Source organism: Pantoea anthophila (genome assembly GCF_006494375.1).
GTDB classification, from domain to species: Bacteria; Pseudomonadota; Gammaproteobacteria; order Enterobacterales; family Enterobacteriaceae; genus Pantoea; species Pantoea anthophila.
The window spans coordinates 36370-48263 of sequence record NZ_VHIZ01000052.1 but is presented as its reverse complement, the minus strand read 5'-3'; the positions used below and the strand labels follow the sequence as shown (position 1 = coordinate 48263).

The 11894-nt window shown below is 58.1% G+C and carries 7 protein-coding genes, 3 tRNA genes and 1 pseudogene; 4 read left to right on the top strand and 7 right to left on the bottom strand.

Annotated features, from left to right (window positions below):
• Positions 1-16 precede the first annotated feature (16 nt).
• The 3 genes from amiB to nnr are packed head-to-tail and all read right to left on the bottom strand — an operon-like array spanning position 17 to position 3668.
• Positions 17-1678 (bottom strand): N-acetylmuramoyl-L-alanine amidase AmiB, encoded by a 1662-nt coding sequence (gene amiB / locus FJW00_RS15535; RefSeq protein ID WP_046102614.1) that lies wholly within the window; start codon positions 1676-1678, stop codon positions 17-19.
• Complete coding sequence (gene tsaE / locus FJW00_RS15530; protein ID WP_009087471.1) at positions 1675-2151, bottom strand: tRNA (adenosine(37)-N6)-threonylcarbamoyltransferase complex ATPase subunit type 1 TsaE; 477 nt, start codon at positions 2149-2151, stop codon at positions 1675-1677. Before tsaE ends, amiB begins: the two co-directional genes overlap by 4 nt.
• A complete protein-coding gene (nnr, locus tag FJW00_RS15525; protein WP_140924857.1) occupies positions 2148-3668 on the bottom strand; it encodes a bifunctional ADP-dependent NAD(P)H-hydrate dehydratase/NAD(P)H-hydrate epimerase in 1521 nt (506 codons plus the stop codon). Before nnr ends, tsaE begins: the two co-directional genes overlap by 4 nt.
• Here nnr and queG point away from each other — a divergent pair.
• Positions 3667-4805 (top strand): annotated as a pseudogene (gene queG, locus FJW00_RS15520) (tRNA epoxyqueuosine(34) reductase QueG). The gene nnr and the pseudogene queG overlap by 2 nt on opposite strands.
• 350 nt (positions 4806-5155) lie before the next feature.
• On the opposite strand, the gene FJW00_RS15515 reads toward queG, so the two are convergent.
• The 4 genes from FJW00_RS15515 to orn all read right to left on the bottom strand — a co-directional run bounded on the left by FJW00_RS15515 (position 5156) and on the right by orn (position 6135).
• Positions 5156-5231: transfer RNA gene (locus tag FJW00_RS15515), tRNA-Gly, on the bottom strand.
• Between the two features lie 25 nt (positions 5232-5256).
• Positions 5257-5332: transfer RNA gene (locus FJW00_RS15510), tRNA-Gly, on the bottom strand.
• A 24-nt stretch (positions 5333-5356) separates the two neighbouring features.
• A tRNA-Gly gene (locus FJW00_RS15505) sits at positions 5357-5432 on the bottom strand.
• A 154-nt stretch (positions 5433-5586) separates the two neighbouring features.
• Positions 5587-6135, bottom strand: coding sequence for an oligoribonuclease (gene orn / locus FJW00_RS15500; protein ID WP_009087476.1), 549 nt, complete (start codon positions 6133-6135; stop codon positions 5587-5589).
• A 101-nt stretch (positions 6136-6236) separates the two neighbouring features.
• Here orn and rsgA point away from each other — a divergent pair, with 101 nt between their 5' ends.
• The 3 genes from rsgA (at position 6237) to mscM (ending at position 11703) form a co-directional block, all read left to right on the top strand.
• On the top strand, positions 6237-7286 hold the full coding sequence (rsgA, locus tag FJW00_RS15495; protein ID WP_009087478.1) for a small ribosomal subunit biogenesis GTPase RsgA: 1050 nt from the start codon (positions 6237-6239) through the stop codon (positions 7284-7286).
• A gap of 170 nt (positions 7287-7456) precedes the next feature.
• Positions 7457-8356, top strand: a complete 900-nt coding sequence (gene asd / locus FJW00_RS15490; RefSeq protein ID WP_009087480.1) for an archaetidylserine decarboxylase — start codon at positions 7457-7459, stop codon at positions 8354-8356.
• 14 nt (positions 8357-8370) lie between these two features.
• A complete protein-coding gene (gene mscM, locus FJW00_RS15485) occupies positions 8371-11703 on the top strand; it encodes a miniconductance mechanosensitive channel MscM (protein WP_046102617.1) in 3333 nt (1110 codons plus the stop codon).
• Positions 11704-11894: the final 191 nt, after the last annotated feature.

The window sequence follows — 11894 nt, the reverse complement described above, 5'->3', positions numbered from 1 at the left end:
GTGGCCGGGCGAACAATCAGGATGCAGGGATTTTCAGGTTCTGCCCCAACATTACGTTGGTCGACTTCAGATTGTTGGTCTGCATTATCGCTTTCGGACTGACGCCATAGTGTGCGGCGATACCGGTCAGGGAATCCCCGACGACTACTTTGTGCCGCACAACACCCCGGGCGCGGGTCGTGCGGCTGGCCGTGGCACTGGCGGGCACCTTCAGCCGCTGTCCGACCCAGACCACATCCCGCTTCAGCGTATTCAGCTCACGCAGCGTCGCCATGCTGACGCCATACTTCGCGGCAATACCGGAAAGCGTCTCACCGCGCGTCACCGTATGACGCTGCGTTGCCCCGGTATATTGCGTCACCCCGGTCGCCGGGTTGCTGGCGACGCTAACCGCCGGCGACGAGCCCAGCGGCCGGTTTTCCTCCTTTGGGATGGATTGCAGCGGGTGCGCCAGGAAATAAGTGCGCAGACCTTTGTAGATCGACTGCGCAATCTTATCCTGGTGTGCGCTACTGCCAAGCAGTCGCTCCTCCGAGGAATTACTGATGAAGCCGGTTTCCACCAGCAGAGAAGGAATGTCAGGTGAACGCAGCACGCCCAGGCTGGCATGTTCAGGCAGCCGTTTATGCAGCGAGGTGACGCCGCGCAGCTGCTGCAACACTTTCTGCGCGATGTCATACCCGACGCGCTGCGAGTGACCAAACTGCAGGTCCAGCACCGCCTGGCTGAGGTAGGGATCCGCCTGGCTGTTTGCCAGCAGGTCGCCTGCGCCGCCCAGCAGCTCAGACTGTTTCTCTTTCTGCTCCAGCCAGTTAGCCATCTCGTTATTGGCACGGCGGTTGGATAAGACCCAGACCGATGCACCGGTGGCTGCGTGGCTCGGCGCCGCATCCGCATGGATTGACACCAGCACGTTTGCATTAGCTTTACGCGCTACGTCAGAACGGCCCATCACCGAGATAAAATAGTCACCATCGCGGGTCAGAACGCCTTTAAACATCGGATCGTTGTTCAGCAGCACCCGCAGTTTACGCGCAATCGCGATAGTGACGTTCTTCTCCTGCAGCCCGCGCTGTCCGATGGCGCCCGGGTCCTGACCGCCATGCCCGGCGTCAATCGCCACAATCACCGTGTCATTGTGGCTGACCGTCGCGCCAGGGCGTACCGTGCTGGCGGAACTGCTCACTGAGGTAACCGGATTGGCGTTAAACGGATTGGCAGCGGCACTCTGGACGGGCGCTCGCGGCGGGGCTGTCACCGGAGCGGGTGCGCTGCGCGTCACCGCCGGCGCTTTACCGGTAATCGTGAAGACCACGCTGTAGCTGTTGCCATTGCGCTGGGTAACCGCACGGGTTTTCCCCGCCTGCGTCAGCTCAAACACCAGCCGCACGCTCTGTTTATCTTTCGGGGTACTGGTCCGAATCCGCTTTACGATATTTTCCCCGCTGAAGTTCAGCGGCAGTCCCTGAACCACGCCGCTCTGGCGCACATCAAGCACCACACGATCGGGATTGCGCAGCGGGAAGAAGCCGTAAACAGGCTGTCCGGCAAAGTTCAGGGTAATGGTGGCCTGGCTGTCGCCGTTAGCCACTTTAATATCGGACAACGTGGCAGCAAACAGCGGCGTACAGACCAGCAGCAGCAGTGTCACCAGCGCGATTTTCATCCGTGACATCATGCCTGATCCCTGCCCTGATCAACGTGTTCAATCCATTGCTGTCCGGCTGCGGATTGTGCCGTCAGCTCCGCTTCCCGCGCCTCACCCACATAGCGCAGCGTCAGTGTGACATCGGGCGACGGCAGAAAACCAGCGCCCTGCTGCGGCCATTCGACCAGACAGATTGCCTCGCCGCTGAAATAGTCGCGGATTCCCATGAACTCCAGCTCTTCGGGATCGGCCAGGCGGTAGAGGTCAAAATGATAAAGGGTGCGATCACCCAGCGCATAAGGCTCCACCAGCGTGTAAGTGGGGCTTTTAACGTTGCCCTGATGGCCAAGCGCCTGAAGAAAGCCGCGGCTGAAGGTAGTTTTACCCGCCCCCAGATCGCCATAGAGATAAATCACTGCCGCGCTGCCACAGGCGCGCGCCAGCTGAGCGCCCAAACTGAGCGTAGCCGCCTCATCGGGCAAAGAGATAACACAGGTCTTCATGCTTCTTTATTCATCTCAGGATTAACAAACTGCCACAGTAGATCCAGTAAATCTGTTGCCAGCATACCGCGCGTGCCGCGTTGTGCCGCCACCGCATCGGCTGCGGCACCATGCGCCACACAGCCAGCGCAGGCCGCCCCGAACAGCGGCAGTTGCTGACCCATCAGCGAGGCAATAATGCCACTCAACAGGTCGCCCATACCGCCGGAGGCCATACCGGCATTGCCCACATCAGCAAAGGCCATTTCGCCCTGCTCGCTGGCAATAATCGTACCGGCACCTTTCAGTACCACTACGCCACCATATTGCTGCGCCAGTCTCTGCGCTGCATGTAAGCGGTCACTCTCAATTTCACTGGTCTTGATATTAAGCAAACGTGCCGCTTCGCCAGGATGCGGCGTAATGATGCGATTCTGACGTTTCTCCGCACTGATTGCCAGCAGGTTAAGTGCATCTGCGTCCCAAAGCATCGGCTTTTCACTGCCTGCCACTGCTTTCAGCGCCTGCTTACCCCACTCGCGCTGTCCTAAACCAGGCCCGACCGCGATGACATCGGCCCACTCCAGCGCCTCTTTCAGGCGTTCATCGGTCAGTTCATCGACCATCACTTCGGGGCGGGCTGTCAGGATCGGGATAATGTTATCTTTGTGAGTGAGTACTCGCACCAATCCACTACCGGTGCGCAACGCGGCCTCAGCCGTCATGCGCACTGCCCCGGCCGTTCCGGCATCGCCTCCGACGACCAGCAGACGGCCATGGTTGCCTTTATGCGAGGTGGGTTTGCGCGGCTTGAGCCAGCGGGTCAGTGCGCTGGCATCATAACGCGCCATCGGCGCGGTTTCTCCCGCGGGAAACGTAGCCAGGCCAAGGTCGGCATAATAGAGCGTGCCGATAACGTCGCGGGCTTTGCCGGTAAGCTGGCCCGGCTTCAGCGCCACGACGCTCAGGGTATGTGTGGCGTTAATCACCTCACCGGGCGTCGTGCCGTTTCGCGCGGATAAGCCGGAGGGCATGTCGATGGCGAGGATCGGTGCCGCGTGGGCGTTTGCCTGCTGAATCAGCGTGGCATAGGGTTCCGCAGGCGCGCGCTGTGTGCCGGTGCCCAGCAGCGCATCGACAATCACATCCACCTGCTCTGGCCAGGCCGCACCAGCCGCATGGATCTCGCCGCCCGCATCCAGCCAGGCGTCCCGGGCGCGCTGCGCCTCTTCCGGTAACGCTTTTTCACTGTCACACGCCAGCAGCGTGATGGTTTTACCCGCGGCCTGTCCCAGTCGGGCCAGCACATAGCCATCCCCGCCATTGTTACCGTGGCCGCACAAAATCAGCCAGTGGCGGGCGTCAGGCCAGTGCCGGTTCAGATGCTCATAGGCGGCCTGCCCGGCGCGCAGCATCAGTTCATAGAGGGTAATGCCAAGGGCATCGGCTCCCTGCTGCTCAAGCTGCGCCACCGCCTGCGCAGGCCAGACAGAATATGGTAAACTGCGGTCGTTTCTCTTCGAATCCTGGTCACTCATGTCATACCCTCTCGATCTTCATCAGTTTGCACAACAGATTAAACAGTGGGGATTAGATCTCGGCTTTCAGCAGGTCGGCATCACCGATACCGATCTCAGTGCGGAAGAGCCGCGCCTGCAGGCGTGGCTGGAGAAGCAGTATCATGGCGAGATGGAGTGGATGGCGCGACATGGCATGATGCGGGCGCGTCCGCATGAACTGCTTCCCGGCACGCTGCGCGTCATCAGCGTTCGCATGAACTACCTTCCGGCCAAAGCCGCCTTTGCCAGCACGCTGAAAAATCCCCGACTGGGCTATGTCAGCCGTTATGCATTAGGCCGCGATTACCACAAAGTATTGCGCAATCGCCTGAAAAAGCTCGGAGAAATGATCCAGCAGCATTGCAGCGAGCTTAACTTCCGGCCCTTTGTGGACTCGGCCCCGCTGCTTGAGCGACCGCTGGCAGCTAAAGCAGGACTGGGGTGGACCGGCAAACATTCGCTGATTCTGAATCGTGAAGCTGGCTCGTGGTTTTTCCTCGGCGAGCTGCTGATCGATATACCCCTGCCGATTGATACGCCGCAGCAGGAGCAGTGTGGCCGCTGTGTCGCCTGCATGACCATCTGCCCGACCAGCGCTATCGTTGAGCCTTACGTCGTGGATGCCCGGCGCTGTATTTCCTATCTTACTATCGAGCTGGAAGGGGCGATCCCGGAAGCGTTTCGCCCGCTGATGGGCAACCGGATTATGGCTGTGATGACTGCCAGTTGATCTGTCCGTGGAATCGTTACGGGCAACTCAGCGATGAAAGTGACTTCTCTCCCCGCGCGGCCCTGCATGCACCGGAGCTTATCGATCTGTTTCAGTGGGATGAGGCGAAATTTTTGCGTATCACCGAAGGCTCGGCAATTCGACGGATTGGTCATTTGCGCTGGCTGCGTAATATTGCGGTGGCGCTGGGTAATGCGCCCTGGTCAGCGGATATTGTGCCAGTACTGGAACAGCGGCTCGGAGAGAGTGAACTGCTGGATGAACATATTCTGTGGGCGGTCGCCTGTCAGCAGCAGAAACGCCAGCAACTCGTCGTGGACGTGCAGCCTGCTCAGCAGAAACGTCTGGTGCGTGCCGTTGAAAAAGGTTTACCCCGTGATGCGTGATTAACCAGCCAGCCGGCAGTTTATCGTTTTCCACACGCTGTGAATAAAAATAAAAAGCTGTTGTCATTCAACTGCAATAACGGGCGTTTCACGCTGGAATAACAAATTGAAATATCCTAATAATCATAAATATCAACAACTTAAGAAAAAGTTGTGTTTATTTAATAATGAGTCTACCGCTTCGTTTTAACGATAAAGCTGTGGATAACTCTGTTCAGAAACATTTTACAGATCGCCGTAAAAGGCGCAGACGATGGGGTGCCGTGCTGTGGATAACCTTAGGCTGACAATCAAAATCAGACGACGATAAACCGTCGGATAACTGATCACAATGAGGTTGATGTTAAATCTGGAGCGGGAAACGAGACTCGAACTCGCGACCCCGACCTTGGCAAGGTCGTGCTCTACCAACTGAGCTATTCCCGCATAGAAGGGCACTGCTAAACAAAACTGGAGCGGGAAACGAGACTCGAACTCGCGACCCCGACCTTGGCAAGGTCGTGCTCTACCAACTGAGCTATTCCCGCAAAGAGGGTACTGCTGATTAAAACTGGAGCGGGAAACGAGACTCGAACTCGCGACCCCGACCTTGGCAAGGTCGTGCTCTACCAACTGAGCTATTCCCGCGCCTTGTACCGTCACTAAATTCTTCACCGGTACGGGGTGCGCATTATACGAGAAATCGTTGCTGCTGCAAGCGTCTGAAAGCAGAATTTTTCGTTTTCAGCGCGTTTGCCGATTAAATCGGCAACCTGGCGATTTCATGCGCACCCTTCGCGGATTAAAGCTGCAAAAAGTGTTCGCGGTAGTAAGCGAGCTCCGCCACTGACTCGCGGATATCATCCAGCGCCTGGTGTGTGCCGCCTTTTTTGAAGCCTGGCAGGATAGAGGGTTTCCAGCGGCGGGCCAGCTCTTTCAGGGTGCTGACATCCAGATAGCGATAGTGGAAGTACGCCTCCAGCTCAGGCATGTACTTAAACAGGAAGCGCCGATCCTGCCCGATGCTGTTGCCGCAGATAGGTGAGGTGTTCGCCGGCACCCACTGCTTCAGAAATTCCAGGGTGGCCAGCTCCGCCGCGCGATCGTCAATCGTGCTCGCCTTCACCCGCTCAACCAGACCGCTGTTGGTGTGGGTGCGGACATTCCACTCATCCATCAGCGCCAGCTGCGCGTCAGACTGATGAACCGCAATAACCGGCCCTTCCGCCAGAATATTCAGGTTGGCATCAGTCACCAGGGTCGCAATCTCAATAATACGGTCGTGAGCCGGATCAAGCCCGGTCATCTCAAGATCAATCCAGATCAGGTTCTGTTCATTTCCAGTAGCCATGCTGTTTCCTGCGGTTGCTATAGTCGTCATTCACGATGAATAAGGTGTATCATAGACGTTTTGCCCAGCCGGGCGAAATCTGGCTAATGCTGTGAGGGTGAGTGAGTAAAAATAAACTGTCGAAGGGCCAACAACGCCGCGTAAGCGCTAACCACGATCGCCGTCTCAATCAGCGTAAAGAGCGCCCGGAAGCGGACGACAACCTGTTTGGGGAAGCCGCAGATGGGGTTGTTGTCAGCCGTTTCGGCATGCACGCTGACGTTGAGGATAGCGCAGGCGTTGCCCACCGCTGCAATATCCGCCGCACGATCCGTTCGCTGGTGACCGGCGATCGGGTGCTGTGGCGTCCGGCAACCAGCGGCGGCAAAGGGATTGTGGAAGCGGTGCATGAACGCACCAGTGTGCTGACCCGTCCCGATTTTTATGACGGTGTGAAGCCGATGGCGGCCAACATCGATCAGATCATTATTGTCTCTGCGATCCTGCCGGAGCTGTCGCTTAACATCATCGATCGCTATCTGGTGGCCAGCGAGACCCTGGAGATCGAGCCGCTACTGGTCCTCAACAAAACCGATCTGCTGGATGAGCGCGCACGCGCCGTGGTCGATGAGCAGATGGATATCTACCGTGCGATTGGCTATCGCGTAGTGATGGTCTCCAGCCGGGCGAAAAATGGCCTGGACGATCTCGAAGCCGCCTTAACCGATCGCGTCAGTATCTTTGCCGGTCAGTCCGGCGTCGGCAAGTCGAGCCTGCTGAACGCCCTGCTCGGCTTCGACAAAGAAGAGCAGCTCGCGATTCTGACCAACGAGGTGTCAGACGGCTCCGGCTTAGGTCAGCACACCACCACCGCCTCACGGCTCTATCACTTCCCGCACGGCGGGGATGTTATCGACTCACCCGGCGTGCGCGAGTTCGGCTTATGGCACCTGGAGCCGGAACAGATTACCCGCGGATTTGTCGAATTTCGCGCCTTCCTGGGTGCATGCAAATTCCGCGACTGCAAACATGGCAGCGACCCGGGCTGTGCGATTCGCGAAGCGGTGGAAGCCGGTAAAATTCATCGCTCCCGTTTCGACAACTACCACCGTATCCTGGAGAGCATGGCGCAGGTAAAAACGCGTAAAAATTTCCCTGACGGTGAGAGTTAACCGGTATAACCGCGTGATCCGGTCTGACCAGAAGATTTTGCGAGGTGCCTTCCATTAGGCGACCCAGACCGTGCAGCATGCGCGGAATCAGGTATAGTCGCCATCAGAACGGGGCACTGCTACAATCCGCTTCCTTTTTTTCAACGTCATAAAATAGCCAGGAGGCTAAGGTGTTTGATCGTTTAAAACTCGGCTTGAATCATATTCTCCCGAAGAAATGGCTGACTGAACTCGCCGGTTGGGGCGCCAGTCGCCGCGGTGGTTGGTTGACCAAACTGGTCATTGACATCTTTGTCTGGTTTTACAAAGTCGACATGGCGGAAGCACGAAAGCCCGACACCGCCAGCTATCGGACGTTTAATGACTTTTTCGTGCGTCCGCTGAAAGAGGATGCGCGTCCGGTGGATGCTGACGCCAGCCTGATCGCCCTGCCCGCAGATGGCGCTATCAGCCAGCTCGGCCACATCGACGGTGACCAGATTTTCCAGGCCAAAGGTCATCACTACTCGCTTGAAGCACTGCTGGCGGGTGATGAGCGAATGGCGGCCCGGTTTGTGGAGGGCGAATTCGTCACGACCTATCTGGCCCCGCGTGATTATCACCGCGTTCATATGCCGTGCAACGGTATCCTGCGTGAGATGATCTATGTGCCTGGCGATCTCTACTCGGTCAATCCGCTGACCGCGCGTAACATCCCGAATCTGTTCGCCCGTAACGAACGCGTCATCTGCTACTTTGAAACCGATATCGGGCCGATGGTGCAGATCCTGGTGGGCGCCACCATTGTTGGCAGTATCGAAACCGTCTGGGCAGGCACGATTACGCCACCGCGTGAAGGCGTAATTAAGCGCTGGCACTATCCGGCAGCGGATGATGAAGGCGCCGTGGTCCTGCTGAAAGGTCAGGAGATGGGTCGCTTCAAACTCGGCTCTACCGTCATCAACCTGTTCGCACCGGGCCGCGTTAAACTGGCTGAAAGCCTGGAAGCGGAAAGTAAAACCCGTCTGGGACAACCGCTGGCCCTGGCGCTGCCGGTCGCGACAGACCTCTCCGACGTCATCGTCGACTAAATTGAGTGTCCTCCGTGCGTTCGATTCTCCTTCTGCTGCTGAGCCTCTGGCTCAGCAGCCCGGCCTTTGCGGCCAGCCTTCCTGACGCCAGCCAGCTCAAACAGCAGCTGGAAGAGATAAAATCGGCCAAAAGCTCGCCCGCGCAGGCAGAGCAGATCCAGTCGATTGAAGCCGCCCTGAATTTCCTCTCTGAACGTGATGACTCCCTGGAGCGCGCAGCGCAGTATCAGCAGGTCATTGATGATTTTCCGCGTCTGGCGCGGGAGTTGCGTCAGCAGATCGCCACGCTCAGCGACAGCGGAAAAACAGTGCGCAGTAATATGAGCAGCGCCGAACTGGATCAGGAGATCCTGCAGGTCAGCAGTCAGCTTCTGGAAGAGGGGCGGCAGGCGCGCCAGGAGCAGGATCGGGCGCGGGAAATCAGTGATTCGCTGTCGCAACTGCCGCAGCAGCAGACGGATGCCCGCCGGGCGATGACGGAGAGTGAGCGTCGTCTGCAGAGTGCCAGCAACAGCAGCTCACCGCAGGGGCAGCTTCAGCTGGCGGCTCGCCAGGCGGAAAATGCGGCGAATAAAGCACTCGTCGATGAGCTTGACCTGGCACAACTCTCTGCCAATAACCGTCAGGAACTGGCGCGGATGCGGGCGGAAGCCCATCAGCGTAAAGCAACGCAGCTGGATAACTACCTGCAGGCGCTGCGCAATCAACTCAATGACCAGCGGCAACGCGAAGCCGAAGTTGCGCTGGCCCGCACCGAGCAGCTGGCAGAAAACAGCGGTGATTTGCCGCAGGACATCAGCGATCAGTTCCGGGTTAACCGTGAACTCTCTGTCGCTCTGAATCAGCAGGCGCAGCGGATGGATCTGGTCGCGTCGCAACAGCGTCTCGCCACTAACCAGATCATTCAGGTTCGTCAGGCTCTCTCGACGCTGCGTGAGCAGTCGCAGTGGCTGGGTGCCTCTAACCTGCTGGGTGAAGCGCTGCGGGCACAGGTTGCGCGACTGCCCGAGATGCCAAAGTCCCAGCAGATTGACAGCGAGATGGCGCAACTTCGCGTGCAGCGTCTCTACTACGAAGATCTGATGGCGCAGCAGGAAACCCTGCGTAAGGGGCATCAGGCCAATGGTCAGCCCTTTACCGCCGAGCAGAAGCGTATCCTCGATGCGCAACTCCGCACCCAGCGTGAACTGCTCAATTCGCTGATCTCCGGCTGTGACACGCTGATTCTGGAGATCACCAAGCTGAAGGTCGGCAATACTCAGCTTCAGGATGCGCTCAGTGAAGTCAAAGATGCGACGCACCGCTATCTCTTCTGGACCGCCGACGTCAGCCCGATTGGGCTGAGCTATCCGCTGGACCTGGCGAGAGATCTTTCCCGACTGCTGTCGCTGGATACGCTGGGTCAGCTTGGGAAAGCGATAGCAATGATGTTTACCAGTCGCAACACGGTGCTGCCAATTATTGGTGCGCTGCTGCTGGTTGGCTTCAGTATCAGTTCGCGCCGCCACTTCAATGCTTTTCTGGATCGTTCTGCCAGCAAAGTCGGCAAAGTGACACAGGATCGCTTTCGTCTGACCATCCGCACCGTGTTCTGGTCGATTCTGGTGGCGCTGCCGCTGCCGGTGTTGTGGGGTACGCTGGGGTATGGCCTGCAGAACGCCTGGCCCTACCCTATCGCAGTGGCGATTGGTGATGGCATTACCGCCACGCTGCCGCTGCTGTGGGCATTCATGATCAGCGCCGCCTTTGCCCGCCCCAACGGACTGTTCATCGTCCATTTCCGCTGGCCGCAGAACCGGGTCGCGCGCGCCATGCGCTACTACTCGCTGAGTATCGGGCTGATTGTGCCGCTGATCATGTTGCTTATCGCCTTTGGTAATCTTGAAGACCGGAAGTTCTCAGCATCGCTGGGCCGCCTCTGTTTCATCCTGATCTGCGGGGCCATCAGCATCGTCACCGTCAGCCTGAAGCGTTCCGGCATCCCGCTCTATCTCGATAAAGAGGGAAACGGCGATAACATAGTGAACCGGATGCTCTGGAACATGATGATCGCCATGCCGCTGATGGCAGCCCTCGCCTCTGCCGTAGGGTATCTGGCGACTGCGCAGGCGCTGCTGGCCCGTCTGGAAACCTCAGTCGCTATCTGGTTCCTGCTGCTGGTCATCTATCACATCATTCGCCGCTGGATGCTGATTCAGCGGCGGCGTCTGGGCTTTGATCGCGCCCGTCAGCGCCGTGCCGATATGCTGGCGAACCGGGCGCGCAGTGAAGAAGAGAAAGAGCAAGGCACCCAGAACACCGACGCGATTGAAGTCGAGGAGCCGGTGATCGACCTGGATGCGATCAGTGCGCAGTCGCTGCGGCTGGTGCGATCCCTTCTGACATTGATCGCCCTGGTCTCGGTGATTGTCCTGTGGTCTGAAATTCACTCGGCCTTCGGCTTCCTGGAGAATATCCAGCTGTGGGATGTCAGTACCTCCGTGCAGGGCGTGGAGTCGATTCAGCCGATTACCCTGGGGTCGGTACTGATTGCCATTCTGGTGTTTATCATCACGACTCAGCTGGTGCGCAACATGCCAGCCCTGCTTGAGCTGGCGCTGTTACAGCATCTTAATCTGACGCCGGGCACCGGCTACGCCATCACCACACTGACCAAATATCTGCTGCTGCTGATTGGCGGACTCATTGGTTTCTCCATGATCGGCATCGAGTGGTCGAAGCTGCAGTGGCTGGTTGCCGCATTAGGTGTGGGACTGGGGTTTGGTTTGCAGGAGATTTTTGCCAACTTTATCTCAGGCCTGATCATCCTGTTTGAAAAACCGATTCGTATTGGCGACACCGTGACAATTCGCGACCTGACCGGCAGCATTACGCGGATCAACACTCGTGCTACCACCATTACCGACTGGGACCGCAAAGAGATTATCGTGCCGAATAAGGCCTTTATCACCGAACAGTTTATTAACTGGTCGCTCTCCGATTCCGTTACGCGTGTGGTGCTTACCATCCCGGCCCCGGCCAAAGTGAGCAGCGAACAGGTCACCACCATCCTGACGCAGGCGGCGGAACGCTGCAGTTATGTGCTGGATACACCGCAGCCGGAAGCCTTCCTCGTCGATTTGCAGCAGGGGATTCAGCTGTTTGAACTCCGGGTGCATGCCGCTGAGATGGGACATCGTATGCCCCTGCGTCACGAGCTGCATCAGCTCATCCTGCGTGGATTTGAGCAGCACGGTATTGAGATGCCGTTCCCGCCGTTCCAGATGCGCATGGAGACCCTGGGTAAGAAGCTGCCTGCCAGTAACGGGACACCGGCGGCCCGTGCCTATAAATCGGGTGGCCTGTAAGAGAGCATGCCTGGCAGAGTCGGGGACGTGAAGTACAGGGGGAGTCGCGGTGAGATCGAGCCTGCACAGGGAACACGGGCAGATCGGAAAGGCGCTAAAGCCAATCCCTGGCCGCTCGGCCCGCGCCGTCCATGGCGCGGGACGCTTTCCTCTTCTGCCCGTATTCCCTGTACTCTGAACGTCTCAGTGGC